Genomic DNA, 15,814 nt, shown 5'->3' on the forward strand with positions numbered 1-15,814 from the left:
CAGCTTCCTTAGTGGTTGCAGCCTGGGCCGTGGACGTGATCGTCGTCATCACCCTCAACGTCGGCCGGTTCCATTTCCAGTTGCAGGCTCATCAGGTTGGTGGCCAGTGGGCGCATCAGCAGGTTGGCGTACTCGGCGTCGCCTTCTTCCACGTCCACACCGATCAGCAGTTGGCCACGGCCGTCGTGCTGAATCCAGACTTCCTTGCCCTGCCAGATCACGGCAACGCGGGTGCAGGAGGTTTGCAGCTGGGTGCCGTCGGTGTCTTCAAGGATCAGTTGCAGGGTATCGGTGCTCATAAATAGCTCTCGGCCGTGTGGCGTTAGTTGATCTGGAAAGGATATACCGCGCCCAGTTTAAGGATTTGCGTCAGTTCATCCAATGCCGTCCGGCATTCAAGCAGCAATTGCGGGTCAGCCAGGTCGCTTTCGCGCAGGCTGTCGCGGTAGTGCTTGTCGACCCACTGGGTCAGCGTTTCATACAGCGGCGCGGTCATGATAACCCCTGGGTTCACCGCCGCCAGCTCGGTTTCGTTCAACGCCACGCGCAAACGCAGGCACGCCGGGCCGCCGCCGTTCTGCATGCTTTGCTTGAGGTCGAAGACCTTGACCTCGCGGATCAAACCACCGGCAGCGGTCAGACCTTGCAGATACTGCCAGACACGTGCGTTGGCCCGGCACTCTTCCGGCACGATCAACAGCATCGAGCCGTCGGCGCGGGTCAGCAATTGGCTGTTGAACAGGTAGGAACGCACCGCGTCTTCGACGCTGACCTGGGCACGCGGCACGCACACCGACTGGAAGTTGCCGCCCAGTTTGCCCAACTTGGCCTGCAACTCGGCAAGCATCGTCTCGGTGTTGAGGAACGCGTCCTCGTGATAGAACAGCATTTCGCCATTGCCCACCGCGATCACGTCGTTATGGAACACGCCGGCATCGATCACCGCCGGGTTCTGCTGGGCGAAGACCACGCCGTCATCGTTCAGGCCGTGCAGGCGGGCGACGGCCTGGGAGGCTTCGAGGGTCTGGCGCGCCGGGTACTTCTGCGGCGCCGGGTAACGGGTGTCGAACGCACTGCGGCCGAACACGAAAAACTCCACGCCGGCCTCGCCATAGTCACGGCAGAAACGTGTGTGGTTGGCCGCGCCTTCGTCGCCGAACTGCGCCACCGCCGGCAACGCGGCGTGGTGGGCGAAGTGTTTCGCATCGGCAAACATCGCCCCCAATACGCGGCTGGTGGTCGGGTGTTCGATGCTGCGGTGGTATTTGCAGTTGAGGTTGGCGGCGGTGAAATGCACGCGGCCATCCGCCGTGTCGGCGCTCGGGCTGACGGTGGCGGCGTTGGCCACCCACATGCTCGACGCCGAGCAACTGGCGACCAGCAATGGCATGGCGTGCTTGGCCGCGTGCTGGATGACCTGGGCATCGCTGCCGCTGAAGCCGAGGTTGCGCAAGGCAGCCACGTCCGGGCGTTCCTGCGGCGCCAGCACGCCTTGCACAAAGCCCATGTCCATCAGCGCTTTCATTTTCTGCAGGCCCTGCAACGCCGCTTCCTTGGGGTTGGAAGCTTGCTGGCTGTTGCTCTGGGACGCGACGTTGCCGTAGGACAAACCGCCGTAGTTATGGGTCGGCCCCACTAGACCGTCAAAATTGACTTCATAGGATTTCATCGGCGAGGCTCCACGAACATCTGTTTTTATAGGCATCTAATGACTTGAATACACCACCGACCTAATGTGGGAGGGGGCTTGCCCCCGATAGCAGTCTGCCAGTTGATGAATCAGGTGACTGATCCACCGCTATCGGGGGCAAGCCCCCTCCCACCTTTAGATCAGTGTAATGCCGGGGGTGAGTGTGGCTGGCAGCACCAGGCTCGGGGTCTCCAGGGACGCCACCGGGTACGCGCAATAATCCGCTGCGTAATAGGCGCTGGCGCGATGGTTGCCCGAAGCCCCGACACCACCGAACGGCGCGGTACTGGCGGCGCCGGTCAGTTGTTTGTTCCAGTTGACGATCCCGGCGCGGCTTTCCAGCCAGAATTGCTGGTAGCGCGCTTCGGAATCCGACAACAAACCGGCGGCCAGGCCGTACTGGGTGTTGTTGGCCTCGGCAATCGCCGCGGCGAAATCAGCGTAGCGGATCACCTGCAACAGCGGGCCGAACAGCTCCTCATCGGCGCGCTCGCTCACTTCGGTCACGTCAATGATGCCCGGGGTCAACAACGCGGCCTGAGCCTGCGGCTGGGTCATTTCCAGCAGCGCCACGGCGCCGTTGGCCAACAGCAGTTCCTGGGCGTCCATCAAGGCTTTCGCGGCCGCCAGGGAAATCACCGAGCCCATGAACGGCGCCGGTTGCTGGTCGAACGCACCAACCGCAATCGTCGCGCTGACCGCCACCAGCCGCGCCAGCAGCGCATCGCCCCAGGCGCCTTCGGGCACCAGCAAGCGACGGGCACAGGTGCAACGCTGGCCGGCCGAGATAAACGCCGATTGGATGATGGTGTAGACCGCCGCATCCACGTCGGCCACTTGATCCACCACCAACGGGTTGTTACCGCCCATTTCCAAGGCCAGGATCTTGTCCGGGCGCCCGGAGAACTGCTGGTGCAGGTGGTTGCCGGTGCGGCTGGAGCCGGTGAAGAACAACCCGTCGATACCCGGGTTGGCCGCCAGGGCGATCCCGGTTTCCCGCGCACCTTGCAGCAGGTTCAACACGCCCGCCGGCAGGCCGGCTTCGATCCAGCATTGCACGGTCAGCTCGGCGACTTTCGGGGTCAACTCGCTGGGTTTGAACAACACGGTATTGCCCGCCAGCAACGCCGGGACGATATGCCCATTGGGCAGGTGGCCGGGGAAGTTGTAAGGACCAAACACCGCCACCACGCCGTGGGGCTTGTGGCGCAGCACGGCGGTGGCGTCGCCCAGCGGGCCGCTCTTCTCGCCGGTACGCTCGCGGTAGCTTTGCACCGAGATCGCGATCTTGTTGGCCATGCTGGTGACTTCGGTGGCCGATTCCCACAGGGGCTTGCCGGTTTCTTCGCCGATGCAGCGGGCGATTTCATCGGCGCGGCTTTTCAAGGTATTGGCGAAGGCTTCGAGCACGCCGATGCGCTCTTCCAACGAGCGCCGGGCCCACGCCGGAAACGCCTGGCGCGCCGCCTGCACGGCGGATTCGACCTGTTCGGCGCTGGCGCCATTGCCGGCCCACAGCACGTGCTGGGTCACCGGGTTGCGCGATTCGAACAGCTCACCCTGGCCAGCCAGCCAGCTACCTGCGATATACAGCGAATTCATTATTTCGACTCCCGAGCAGCAGACAACGGTACGGCACGCACTTGATCGCCCACCACCAGCTGCAGGCGCTTGGCGGTCAACGGATCGACCACCAGCGTGCCTGCCGCCAGGCGGGCCGGTGCGGCGGTGATGCGGCACTCTTCGCGCTTGCGGTTATGGATCAGGAACGGCGTGGCGTCGTCGCCTGGCGTGCCGATGGCCAACACCAGCGACTGGCTGTCGCGCACCGCACGGATCTTGCTGGTCTCACATTCCACCGCCGGGCCGGCGTCGAAAATGTCGACATAGCCCTGGTAGCTGAACCCTTCGCTCTTGAGCATGCTCAGCGCCGGCTCGGTGTCCGGGTGGACCTTGCCGATCACGTTGCGCGCATCCTCGGACAGGAAGCAGCTGTACAGCGGAAATTTCGGCATCAACTCGGCGATAAAGGCTTTGTTGCCCACGCCGGTGAGGTAGTCGGCCTGGCTGAATTCCATCTTGAAGAAGTGTCGGCCCAGGCTTTCCCAGAACGGTGAACGCCCGGCTTCATTGGACACGCCGCGCATCTCGGCGATGATCTTGTTGCCGAACAACTGCGGGAACTCCGCGATAAACAGCAGGCGCGCCTTGGCCAGCATGCGGCCGTTGAGGCCGTTGCGGTAATCGGCGTGCAGAAACAACGAACACAGTTCGGAGTTGCCGGTGAGGTCGTTGGCCAGGAACAGCGTCGGGATCTCACGGTAGATATTCAGCTCCTGGGAGGCGCTGACGGTCAGGCCGACCCGGAAGTTGTACCAGGGCTCGCGCAGGCCGACGGCGCCGGCGATGGCGGAAATCCCCACCACGCGGCCTTCGTCGTTTTCCAGCACGAACAGGTAGTCGGCATCCCCGCGCCCGGCTTCGCCGCGGAAGGTTTTTTCGGCCCAGCCGACCCGGTGGGTCAGGCGCTCTTCGTTGGCCGGCAAGGTGGTCAGGCCGGTGCCGGTGCTGCGCGCCAGATCAATCAGGGCCGGTAAATCGCTGCTGCGTACGGGACGAACGATCATGCTATCTCCTCAGGCGGGCCGCCCGTTCAGGCCACCCGCAAAACTCTGCGTTAAACCGCAACCAAACGCACGCTGGCGCCTTCGCCGACGCCCAGGGCTTCGGCCGCTTCCAGGTCCAGGGTCACCGGTTTGCCGGGCGCATAGTCCAGCTCCAGCAGCACCGCGCGGTAATCCTGCAACTGCGCGTTGCTCACCAGGTACTGGCGGCCGACACCCTTGACCCTCTCGCCGATCTTCACCGGCACCACGCGGCTCTGGGCGATCGAGCGAATGCCCGAGACCCGTGCGTGCAGCGTCGGGCCGCCGTCGAAGATGTCAATGTAGTGATCGGTCTCGAAGCCTTCGCGCATGAGGATGTCGAAGGTGATCTGCGCACGCGGATGCACCTGGCCCATGGCTTCCTGGGCTTCGTCCGGCAGCAGCGGCACGTAGATCGGGTAGTGCGGCATCAGCTCGGCGAGGAACGTGCGGCTTTTCAGCCCGCACAGGCGCTCGGCGGCGGCGTAGTTGAGGTCGAAGAAGTTGCGCCCGATGGCGTCCCAGAACGGCGAATCACCGTTCTCGTCGCTGTAGCCGACAATCTCGGTCACCACCGAGTCGGCGAAGCGCTCGGGATGGCTGGCGACGAACAACAGGCGGCCGCGGGAATTGAGTTCCGACCACGGCGAACCGACCAGCTCCGGCACCACGTAGAAGCTGGTGAGCAGGCTGTTGCCGGTGAGGTCGTGGCACTGGGAAAGCACGTGGATCTTGTTGTGGATCTTCAGCTCGCGGGAGGCGTGGACGAAGGTCTCGTTACGGAAGCTGTAGAACGGTTCCGAGTAGCCGGCCGAGGCGACGATGGCCGAACAGCCGACGAGCTTGCCGGTCTCGGTGTCTTCGAGCACGAAGAAATAGCTTTCTTCACCGTTGAAACTGACCTCGGCAGCGAAGGACGCTTCGCTGGCGGCGATCTTGTCGCTCAGGCGCTCCACATCGTCCGGCAAGGAGGTGACACCAATCGGGCTGTCCGCAGCCAGACGCTGTACCTCGCCCAGATCAGCCATTTGCGCGGGGCGCATCACCAGCATGGTGTCACTCCTTAACTCGAAAAACTCATAGGAAAAAGTACCGGACGGGTCAGGAACAACACATATCCAATGTGGGAGGGGCGGTGCGACGATTCGACTTGCCCCCGATAGCGGTGTATCAGTCACCAGATGTATCAACTGACAGACTGCTATCGGGGGCAAGCCCCCTCCCACATTCGACCCAGTCCGACAGATAAATGTGTATCAGGCTTGGGTCAGTGTTTTAACAGCACGCTCAAAACGGTCCAGGCCTTCATTGATGTCCGCATCCTCCACCACCAGGCTCGGCGCGAAACGCACCACGTCGGGGCCGGCTTGCAGGATCATCAGGTTTTCTTTCTCGGCCGCGTTGAACACGTCCTTGGCCTTGCCTTTCCAGGCGTCGCTCAACACGCAACCGAGCAGCAGGCCGAGGCCGCGCACTTCGCTGAAGATCCCGTATTGTTTGCCGATCTGTTCCAGGCGGGCCTTGAACAGGTCGTGCTTGGCGTTGACGCCGGCCAGCACTTCAGGCGTGTTGATCACATCGATCACCGCCCCCGCCACCGCACACGCCAGCGGGTTGCCGCCGTAGGTGGTGCCGTGGGTGCCGACCACCAAGTGCTTGGCCAAGGCTTCCGTGGTGAGCATCGCGGCAATCGGGAAACCGCCGCCCAGGCTCTTGGCACTGGTGAGAATGTCCGGCACCACACCGTAGTGCTGGTAGGCGAACAGGTGGCCGCTGCGGCCCATGCCGGTCTGCACTTCGTCGAACACCAGCAGCGCGTCGTGGGCGTCGCACAGTTCGCGGGCGCCTTGCAGGTAGGCGAGCTCGGCCGGCAGCACGCCGCCCTCGCCTTGCACCGGTTCCAGCACCACGGCGCAGGTCTTGTCCGACACGGCGGCTTTCAGCGCGGCCAGGTCATTGAACGGCACATGGGTGATGCCGGTGATCTTCGGCCCGAAGCCGTCGGAGTACTTCGACTGGCCACCGACGTTGACGGTGAACAGGGTACGGCCGTGGAAGCTGTTGAGGGCGGCGATGATCTCGTATTTCTCGCTGCCGAAGCGGTCGAACGCCACGCGACGGGCCAGCTTGAACGCAGCCTCGTTGGCTTCGGCGCCGGAGTTGCAGAAGAACACACGCTCGGCAAAGGTGGCGTCGATCAACTTGTGGGCCAGGCGCAGGGCCGGCTCATTGGTGAAGACGTTGGAGACGTGCCACAGCTTGTGGGCCTGTTCGGTCAACGCACCGACCAGCGCCGGGTGGGCATGGCCCAAAACATTGACCGCGATGCCGCCGGCAAAGTCGATCAGCTCGCGACCCGCCTGGTCCCACACGCGCGAACCTGCGCCGCGCACGGGGATGAATGCGGCAGGTGCGTAATTGGGCACCATGACCTGGTCGAAATCGGCACGTTGCACCGGGGCTTGCTCAACGGACATCGGAGTCTCCTGAAGAGGAACGCCTGCCTGGAACTGGCGGGCGATGCAGGGATTGTAAGGACAGTTTTCAGCGCGGCCTTGCCGCCAAGCGACAACTTCTTATAGCGCCAACCCGCGATTTTGGCGGGTTTACGCCAATGCGACAAATAGCATCGCAATGGCGCAGTTTAAACGCTACCGGGGCACAGCGGCAGGTGGTCGAGCAGGATAGGCGTAACTTGGCCGGCGGTCGGCTATCTATCTACCGCCGGGATCGCGCGGGTGAGATCAACCGCGTTCGGACGGCACCGACGACAACTCGAACGGGCTGCTGCTGCGTCGCTGGTTGCGGTCTTCGCGGGGGGTGGCGCCGAAGAAATTGCGGTAGGCGCTGGAGAAGTGCGGCCCCGAGGAGAAGCCGCAGGACAGGCCGATCTGGATGATCGACTTGCTGGTTTGCATCAGCATCTGGCGGGCCTTGTTCAGGCGCAGTTCCAGGTAATACTGGCTGGGGACGCGATTGAGGTATTGCTTGAAGATGCGTTCCAGTTGTCGTCGCGACACGCAGACATGCTGGGCGATTTCGTCGGTGGTCAGCGGTTCCTCAATGTTGGCCTCCATCAACAGCACCGCCTGGGTCAGCTTCGGATGGCTCGAGCCCAGGCGGTTTTGCAGAGGGATGCGCTGGCGCTCGCCGCCTTCGCGGATGCGCTCCACCACCAGTTCCTCGGACACCGCACCGGCCAGCTCGGCGCCGTGATCACGGGCCAGCACCGCCAGCAACAGGTCGAGTACCGACATGCCGCCACAGGCGGTCAGGCGATCGCGGTCCCAGTCGAACAGATGGCTGGTGGCGATGACCTTGGGGAAGCGCTCGGCGAAATCGTCCTGCCAGCGCCAATGCACGGCGGCACGGTAGCCGTCGAGCAGACCGAGATGAGCCAGCGGGTAGACACCGGCCGACAAGCCGCCGATCACACACCCGGCGCGCACCAGTTGCTTGAGCGCGGTGCTGAGCTGCGAAGCGATCGCGGTGGGCGGTTCGTCGGCCAGCAGGAACAGTTTCTGGAAGCCTTCGAGCTTGCCGGCCCACGGCCCGCCGGGCAGTTGCCAGGCGCCATCGGTCTGTGGTTCGGCCTGCAGAAACGACAGCTCATAGACCACCTCCGGATGCACCCGCTGAGCAACGCGCAAGGCCTCCTCAGCCAGCGCAAGCGTCAGTGCTTTTGTGCTGGGCCAAATCAGGAAACCAATTCGATGGGCAGTCATGGAGGGCTATCCGAAGCAAAAACAGTGAAAGAAGCCGTGGGCCAATGCTAGCCCGTAAACGAACACAAATCTCAAAAACGATGAACATCCAATGTGGGAGGGGCGGTGCGACGATTCGACTTGCCCCCGATAGCGGTGTATCAGTCACCAGATGTATCAACTGACAGACTGCTATCGGGGGCAAGCCCCCTCCCACATAAAAGGAGTGGCTACTTCAAGCTGCCGGAGAGGAACTGCTGAAGCCGCTCGGACTGGGGATTGACCAGCACTTCGCGCGGGTTGCCGCGTTCTTCGACGATGCCTTTGTGCAGGAATACCAGCTGGTTGGACACTTCACGGGCAAAGCCCATTTCGTGGGTCACCACCACCATGGTGCGGCCTTCCTGGGCCAGGTCCTGCATCACTTTCAACACTTCGCCGACCAACTCCGGGTCCAGCGCCGAGGTGGGTTCGTCGAACAGCATCACCTCCGGCTCCATCGCCAGCGCACGGGCAATCGCCACGCGCTGTTGCTCGCCACCGGACATATGGCCGGGGAACGCATCCTTACGATGGCCCACGCCGACTTTGGCCAGGTAGTGCTCGGCCTTTTCCCGCGCGTCCTTTTTCGACATGCCCAACACATGCACCGGGGCTTCCATCACGTTTTCCAGCGCGGTCATGTGCGACCACAGGTTGAAATGCTGGAACACCATGGACAGGCGCGAACGCATGCGTTGCAGCTGTTTCGGGTCGGCGGCGCGCAGGGCGCCGTCTTTGCCGGCCACCAGTTTCAGCTCTTCGTTATTGAGCAGGATCTTGCCGGCGTGGGGCTGCTCCAGCAGGTTGATGCAGCGCAAAAAGGTACTTTTGCCCGAACCGCTGGAACCGATGATGCTGATCACATCACCGGCCGCGGCGGCCAGGGACACGCCTTTGAGCACTTCATGACTGCCATAGCGTTTATGCAGGTCTTGGACTTCAAGCTTGTACATGCGGTCGGTTCTCACAAAAACAGGTGGTCAGTCGTTGAGCAAGCGCCCGTGACGCAGCGCTTCGCGCCCCGCCACCTTGGCCAGCCAGAAACCCGCTTGGGCATAACGTAGCCGTTCAACGGCAAACAGCACCCCCGAAGTGCCGGCGCAGATGATGCTCACGCGGTCTTCCAGAGGGTCGATCACTTCAAAAACCGGCTCGCCGGCGTCCACCCAGTCACCGGCTTTACGCAGGTAACTGATCACGCCAGCGTGGGGTGCAAACAGCAATTCGGTGCCTTCGAAGGGCACGCCTTCGCAGGGTTCGTGACGTGGCGCCGGCCACTCACCTTTAATCAGGCCCTGCTCGGCGAGGAACGCGAGGATGCCTTCGGCGTGGAAGATCGCTTCGTCGCGGCCGGTATCGGCCTGGCCACCCAGTTCCAGGGTGGTCGCCAGGCACGCCAGCGGAATCTGCGCCTCGGGGAACGCCCGCGACACACGCAGCCAGGGCAGCGAGCAGGCTTCATCGAACGAGCTGCCGCCGGAGTCTTCCGCCAGCAGCCCGACTTTCACGTTCAAATGCGCCGACAGCGACCGCCACTGCGGCCAATGCTGGGGCAGCGCGTACATGTGCAGCGCGGCTTCGGCGTCGCAATGCAGGTCGAGGACGATGTCCGCGGTGCAGGCGTGGCTCAGCAGCACCCGCTGCATGCCTTGCAACTGGCTGGCCGGCGCGGGCAGCGCGTCGAGCGTATCGTGCATCGCCTGGCGGATCACGCGCACGTTGGCATGGGGATCATCGCCGAGCTTGCCGTGCAGTTGTGCGATCAGCGGCTCGCTCAACTCGACGAAATCGCGGTTGAAATTCTTGCCGCTGCCAATCTCGAAACGCCCTTGATGGCTGCCTTGCAACAGCTGGCCCAGGCCCATCGGGTTGGCCACCGGCACCAACTCGATCACGCCGTTGAGCGCGCCTTGCTGTTCCAGTTCGGTCAGGCGCTTTTTCAGCTCCCACGCGGCACGCATCCCCGGCAGTTCATCGGCGTGCAGGCTGGCCTGGATGTAGGCCTTGCGCTCGCCGCTGCCGAAACGGAACACGCTCAGTTGACGCTCGCAACCCAGGTGGCCCCAGGGCAACAGGTGATCGATACGTTCCATATCAGTGCTTCCGTGGAGCCAGGTAGCTCAGCCAGCGGCGCTCGGCCAACTTGAACAGGCGCACCAGGATGAAGGTCAGGCACAGGTAGAACGCGCCGGCGGTGATATAGGCTTCGAACGGCAGGTAGAACTGTGCGTTCACCGTGCGCGCGGCACCGGTGATGTCGATCAGGGTGACGATGGATGCCAGGCTGGTGGTCTGCAGCATCATGATCACTTCGTTGCTGTACTGCGGCAGCGCCCGGCGCAGGGCCGATGGCAGCAGGATGCGGCGGTACAGCTTGTAGCGCGACATGCCCATGGCCTTGGCCGCTTCGATCTCGCCGTTGGGGGTGGCCTTGAGGCTCCCGGCGATGATTTCGGCGGTGTAGGCGCTGGTGTTGATCGCAAAGGCCAGGCACGCGCAGAACGTGGCGCTGGACAACAGCGGCCACAGGAAGCTCTCGCGCACCGCCTGGAACTGGGCCAGGCCGTAGTAGATCAAGAACAGCTGCACCAGCATCGGTGTGCCGCGGATCACATAGGTGTAGAGCCAGGCCGCGCCATTGACGATCGGCTGCTTGGACACCCGCATCAAGCCCAGGGGCAAGGCGGCCAGCAGGCCGAAGAACAGCGAAATGGCGAGCAGTTTCAGGGTGGTCAGCAAGCCGCCGAGGTACAGCGGCATGGCGTCCCAGATGACGCTGTAGTCGAAGATCATAGATCAGCCGCCCTTACGCCTACCGAGTAGCGCTTCTCAAGATGACGCAAGGCCAGCAACGATACGCTGGTGATCACCAGGTACATCGCCGCCACTGCGAGGAAGAAGGTAAAAGGCTCGCGGGTGGCATCCGCCGCCTGCTTGGCCTTGAACATCATGTCTTGCAGGCCCACCACCGAAATCAGCGCGGTGGCCTTGGTCAGGACCAGCCAGTTGTTGGTAAACCCGGGGATCGCCAGCCGGATCATCTGCGGCACCATCACCCGGAAAAACACCTGGAAAGGGCTCATGCCATACGCCAGGCCGGCTTCGGCCTGGCCTTTGGGAATGGCCATGAAGGCGCCGCGGAAGGTTTCCGACAGGTAGGCGCCAAAGATGAAACCCAGGGTGCCGATACCGGCGGCCAAGGGGTTCAAGTCGATATAGTCGTCATAGCCAAGCATCGGCGCGACGCGGTTGAGCAGGTCCTGACCGCCGTAGAAAATCAGCAGGATCAGCACCAGGTCGGGAATCCCACGGATCACCGTGGAGTACAAGTCACCCAGCCAGGCCAACCAGCGCACCGGCGACAGGCGTAACGCGACCCCGATCAGACCCAGAACGATGGCCAAGGCCATGGACGACAAGGCGAGCTGAAGCGTCAACCATGCGCCATCGAGGATGACGGCCCCGTAGCCTTTCAACATGATTCAGGTCCTCGAAAAGGGGGATGAAAAAATGGCGCAAACCGCAGGAATTCTGTTGCTTGCGCCATTCTGGACAGACCGCTGCGACGATTTACTTGGCGTCTGGGCCGTAAATATCGAAGTTGAAGTACTTGTCCTGGATAGCCTTGTACTTGCCGTTGGCACGAATCGCAGTGATCGCAGCGTTGATGCGGTCCAGGTTTTCCTTGTCGCCTTTACGTACCGCGATACCGATGCCATCGCCGAAGTATTTGCTATCGGTAAAGGCTGGGCCGGTGAACGCGTAGCCTTTACCCGCAGCCGTATCGAGGAAACCTTCCTGCAACAGGGTGGCGTCAGCCACGGTGCCGTCGAGGCGACCGGCTTCCACGTCCAGGTAGATTTCGTTCTGCGAGCTGTAAGGAACAACCGTGGCACCTTTAGGCGCCAGTACTTCCTTGGCGAAACGGTCGTGGATCGAACCGCGCTGCACGCCGATCTTCTTGCCTTTCAACTCATCCAGGCTGTCGCTGACGGTCGTGCCTTCCTTCAACACCAGGCGCGCCGGGGTCAGGTAGTAGCGGTTGGTGAAGTCCACGGACTTCTTGCGGTCGTCGGTGATGGACATGGACGACAGGATCGCGTCGATCTTGCGCACTTTCAGCGCGGGGATCAGGCCGTCGAACTCTTGCTCGACCCAAGTACACTTGACCTTCATCTCTTCGCACAGAGCGTTGCCGATGTCGTAGTCAAAACCGACGATGTTGCCATCCGGCGCCTTCGAGGCAAACGGAGGGTACGCCGCTTCGATACCAATTTTCAGAGGCTTGCCTTCAGCGAAAGCCTGCATGGACAGCACGGACAGCGCCAGGGCGCCCAACAGCACGAGTTTCTTCATCTTGGGACTCCATCGGTATAGGGCAAAACAGCAGTATGAGCCATGGCCCACGATGCGACTGAGTGAAACCGAATAGCGGTGCTGCGTCCTACGCCGATTCAACAGCGGCGACGACGAGCGAGTGATCGGCATTCTAACGACAGGCCGGAAGCCGATATTTCCTCAATGCGACAACAATTTACAGAAGCACCGAGAAAGCGGTTCCAGCACATTGACAGCCCCTGTTTTTTATGCAGAGACAAAAGATATTAAACCTGTTGATACTGCAAATAGCGGGCCTATTATTCGCAAACCCTTCTAGCACGGCAAGTCTGGCGTTTAATCTAATACTGGGAGCTGTCTAAAACGCGGCTTTTCGGTGCAAACCCGTAGCACTTTGCCTCATGTTCGGGCGAAGGGTTACACATTTGCGCCGCTCGGTAACATTCAGAAACGCCCTAACGAAGAAGTCGATATTTATTGGCCTGGGGTTATGCAGGTCCATGTGGGAGGGGGCTTGCCCCCGATGGCGGTCTTCAGCCAACTGATCAGTGACTGATCCACCGCCATCGGGGGCAAGCCCCCTCCCACATGGGATCTTCAGTGGCTTTGAGAGACCACAAAAAAGCCCCACCCGGCTCACGCCGAATGGGGCTCTGTCCCACCTACCCGTCTTACGCGACGTTCATGGTCTTGTGGGTCTCAATCAAATGCGCCACCACACTTGGGTCGGCCAGGGTGGAGATATCGCCCAAGCCATCGTACTCAGCCGTGGCAATCTTGCGCAGGATACGTCGCATGATTTTGCCCGACCGCGTCTTCGGCAAGCCCGGTGCCCACTGGATCACGTCCGGCGAAGCGATCGGCCCGATTTCCTTGCGCACCCAGTTCTTCAGTTCCAGGCGCAGCGCTTCGGTCGGCTCTTCACCATTTTTCAGGGTGACATACACATAGATGCCCTGGCCTTTGATGTCGTGCGGCACACCCACCACCGCCGCTTCGGCGACTTTCGGGTGGGCGACCATGGCGCTTTCGATCTCGGCGGTCCCCATACGGTGGCCGGACACGTTCAACACGTCATCCACACGGCCGGTGATCCACCAGTAGCCATCTTCATCGCGACGGGCGCCGTCACCGGTGAAGTACATGCCCCGGAAGGTCTTGAAGTAGGTATCGACGAAACGGTCATGGTCGCCGTACAGGGTACGGGCCTGGCCTGGCCACGAATCGAGGATCACCAGGTTGCCTTCGGCAGGGCCTTCGATGATGTTGCCCAGGTTATCCACCAAGGCCGGCACCACGCCGAAGAACGGCCGTGCCGCCGAACCTGGCTTGAGCGCATGGGCGCCCGGCAGCGGGCTCATCAGGGTGGCGCCGGTCTCGGTCTGCCACCAGGTATCGACGATCGGGCAACGGGATTGGCCAACGTTCTTATAGTACCAGTCCCACGCTTCCGGGTTGATCGGCTCACCCACCGAACCCAGTAGGCGCAAGCTGCTGCCATCAACGCCTTCGCAGGCGGCGGTACCGGAAGCCATCATCGCGCGGATCGCCGTCGGCGCGGTGTAGAGAACATTGACCTTGTGCTTGTCGACGATCTTGCCCACCCGAGTGATGTCCGGGTAGTTAGGCACGCCTTCGAACATCAGCGTGGTCGCGCCATTGGCCAGTGGCCCGTAGACGATATAGGTATGGCCGGTGATCCAGCCGACGTCGGCGGTACACCAGAAGATTTCACCCGGGCGGTAGTCGAACACGCGCTCATGGGTCAGGGCCGCATACAACAAGTAGCCGCCAGTGGTGTGCTGCACGCCTTTAGGCTTGCCGGTGGAGCCGGAGGTATAAAGGATGAACAGCGCTTCTTCGGCGCCCATCTCTTTCGGCGCGCACACGGTGCCCGCCACTTTCATCAGGTCTTCGTACCAGATGTCACGATGCTGGTTCCACTTGATGCTGCCACTGGTGCGCTTGCACACGATGACTTTCTGGACGCTGTTGGTTTCCGGGTTGGTCAGAGCGTCGTCGACGTTGGCCTTCAACGGAATCTTCTTACCGGCGCGCACACCTTCGTCGGCGGTGATCACCACTTTCGACTTACAGTCGATGATGCGACCGGCCAAGGCCTCCGGCGAGAAACCGCCAAACACCACCGAGTGGATCGCACCGATGCGGGCACAGGCCAGCATGGCGACCGCAGCTTCGGGGATCATCGGCATATAAATAGTCACCACGTCGCCGCGGTGTATGTCCTGGCCACGCAGGGCGTTGGCGAACTTGCAGACTTGTTCGTGCAACTCGCGGTAGGTGATGGTGCGGCTGTCGGCAGGGTCATCGCCCTCCCAGATGATCGCCGCCTGGTCGCCGCGCTCGGCGAGGTGACGGTCCAGGCAGTTGTAGGAAACGTTCAAGGTGCCATCGGCAAACCACTTGATGTCGACATGGTGATCGTCGAATGAGGTCTGCTTCACCGTGGTGAAAGGCTTGATCCAGTCAAGACGCTTGGCTTGCTCACGCCAGAAACCATCGGGGTTGACCACCGACTGCTGGTACATGGCCTTGTAGGTCGCCTCGTCAGTCAGCGTGTTGGCTACTGTTTCGGGGCGAACGGGGTACAGGGAAGCCGCACTCATCTTTCTTACCTCGGTGAAATAGTTGTTTTTGTATGACCCCAGTTGTAGCCGGGGTCAGCCTATAGAACCATTCGACGATGGTAGTAACAAGACCCTACAAATTGCCCTGTTATCTCCTTCCCCCCTCTGGCCCGTAGCCTGCGGCGCTTGGCGGACACGTAAAAAAACCTGCGACGGGGGATTGTTACAAAAACCACCAATAGTGTTTATCAAAAGCACGGGTATATGAATATAACCCGCAGGCCTAAAATCGACTCCGCCAACAAGGCAACCAGATTAACAACGTAACAGCCCCCACGAAGGCACGTTAATCCGAAGTAAACACCCCTAAGTTACACACGAGGCCTCCAAAGGGCCCCGTGACCCCTTTCGCACTGAAGAAGGTAAAAAGAGAAATGAAAGCTTTATTAGTTATGGCCCTCAGCAGCTTGTGCGCCACCGCCGCCCTGGCCGAGGAAGCCCCGACTGACGTAGCCGGCCAGAACGCTCCGATTGTTGAAGACTACACCTACAGCACTCACCTGGACGTCGCCAAAGTAGTCTCCATGAGCACCATTCCAGATGTATGCGAAGTCGTACCGGTAAAAATGGAATATGAAGATTCCAAAGGTCAGCGCCACATTCTTAACTACCATGTGATGGGTAACGGTTGCTCTAACGGATAACAACTTCGTTAGTTCACATTGACCGTGATCTTATTCGCCGCAAGAAATTGTTCTTGCGGCCAAAAACCCGCCTCCCGCTCCCCCGCTCAAAAAACCTCGCCAC

At 61.5% G+C, this 15,814-nt stretch carries 14 protein-coding genes; 1 reads left to right on the forward strand and 13 read right to left on the reverse strand.

The annotated features are described in order from the left end of the window. Positions 1 to 8: 8 nt before the first annotated feature. From AC07W0_RS26230 to acs, 13 genes are all read right to left on the reverse strand, one after another. On the reverse strand, positions 9 to 299 hold the full coding sequence (locus AC07W0_RS26230) for a hypothetical protein (RefSeq protein ID WP_017849207.1): 291 nt from the start codon (positions 297 to 299) through the stop codon (positions 9 to 11). A gap of 23 nt (positions 300 to 322) precedes the next feature. Further along, complete coding sequence (gene astB, locus AC07W0_RS26235) at positions 323 to 1,669, reverse strand: N-succinylarginine dihydrolase (protein ID WP_102618532.1); 1,347 nt, start codon at positions 1,667 to 1,669, stop codon at positions 323 to 325. A gap of 156 nt (positions 1,670 to 1,825) precedes the next feature. Continuing rightward, the gene (astD, locus tag AC07W0_RS26240) at positions 1,826 to 3,295 is read right to left on the reverse strand and encodes a succinylglutamate-semialdehyde dehydrogenase (protein WP_162231510.1); all 1,470 of its coding nucleotides are present in this window, start codon (positions 3,293 to 3,295) and stop codon (positions 1,826 to 1,828) included. Further along, entirely contained in the window at positions 3,292 to 4,317 is a 1,026-nt protein-coding gene (gene astA, locus AC07W0_RS26245; protein WP_017849210.1) for an arginine N-succinyltransferase, read from the reverse strand. The genes astD and astA overlap by 4 nt, the downstream gene beginning before the upstream one ends. Before the next feature lie 50 nt (positions 4,318 to 4,367). After that, positions 4,368 to 5,387 (reverse strand): arginine/ornithine succinyltransferase subunit alpha, encoded by a 1,020-nt coding sequence (aruF, locus tag AC07W0_RS26250; protein ID WP_017849211.1) that lies wholly within the window; start codon positions 5,385 to 5,387, stop codon positions 4,368 to 4,370. 204 nt (positions 5,388 to 5,591) lie between these two features. Then, on the reverse strand, positions 5,592 to 6,812 hold the full coding sequence (locus tag AC07W0_RS26255) for an aspartate aminotransferase family protein (protein ID WP_046382325.1): 1,221 nt from the start codon (positions 6,810 to 6,812) through the stop codon (positions 5,592 to 5,594). A gap of 267 nt (positions 6,813 to 7,079) precedes the next feature. Beyond that, positions 7,080 to 8,060, reverse strand: coding sequence for a GlxA family transcriptional regulator (locus AC07W0_RS26260; RefSeq protein WP_017849213.1), 981 nt, complete (start codon positions 8,058 to 8,060; stop codon positions 7,080 to 7,082). A gap of 209 nt (positions 8,061 to 8,269) precedes the next feature. Further along, the gene (locus AC07W0_RS26265; RefSeq protein ID WP_017849214.1) at positions 8,270 to 9,034 is read right to left on the reverse strand and encodes an ABC transporter ATP-binding protein; all 765 of its coding nucleotides are present in this window, start codon (positions 9,032 to 9,034) and stop codon (positions 8,270 to 8,272) included. A 27-nt stretch (positions 9,035 to 9,061) separates the two neighbouring features. Further along, positions 9,062 to 10,174, reverse strand: a complete 1,113-nt coding sequence (locus tag AC07W0_RS26270) for a succinylglutamate desuccinylase/aspartoacylase family protein (protein WP_017849215.1) — start codon at positions 10,172 to 10,174, stop codon at positions 9,062 to 9,064. Position 10,175: 1 nt separating this feature from the next. After that, positions 10,176 to 10,874: an ABC transporter permease gene (locus AC07W0_RS26275; RefSeq protein ID WP_102618531.1), complete on the reverse strand. Its 699-nt coding sequence runs from the start codon at positions 10,872 to 10,874 to the stop codon at positions 10,176 to 10,178. Next, entirely contained in the window at positions 10,871 to 11,560 is a 690-nt protein-coding gene (locus tag AC07W0_RS26280) for an ABC transporter permease (RefSeq protein ID WP_010566615.1), read from the reverse strand. Before AC07W0_RS26280 ends, AC07W0_RS26275 begins: the two co-directional genes overlap by 4 nt. A gap of 91 nt (positions 11,561 to 11,651) precedes the next feature. Then, positions 11,652 to 12,437 carry an ABC transporter substrate-binding protein gene (locus tag AC07W0_RS26285; protein ID WP_017849217.1) on the reverse strand — a complete coding sequence of 262 codons (786 nt, stop codon included), beginning with the start codon at positions 12,435 to 12,437 and terminating at the stop codon, positions 11,652 to 11,654. Between the two features lie 653 nt (positions 12,438 to 13,090). Beyond that, entirely contained in the window at positions 13,091 to 15,046 is a 1,956-nt protein-coding gene (gene acs / locus AC07W0_RS26290) for an acetate--CoA ligase (protein ID WP_017849218.1), read from the reverse strand. A gap of 395 nt (positions 15,047 to 15,441) precedes the next feature. Here acs and AC07W0_RS26295 point away from each other — a divergent pair, with 395 nt between their 5' ends. After that, positions 15,442 to 15,711: a DUF2790 domain-containing protein gene (locus AC07W0_RS26295; protein ID WP_017849219.1), complete on the forward strand. Its 270-nt coding sequence runs from the start codon at positions 15,442 to 15,444 to the stop codon at positions 15,709 to 15,711. Positions 15,712 to 15,814: the final 103 nt, after the last annotated feature.

The sequence above is a fragment of the Pseudomonas sp. GW704-F2 genome, assembly GCF_059423025.1.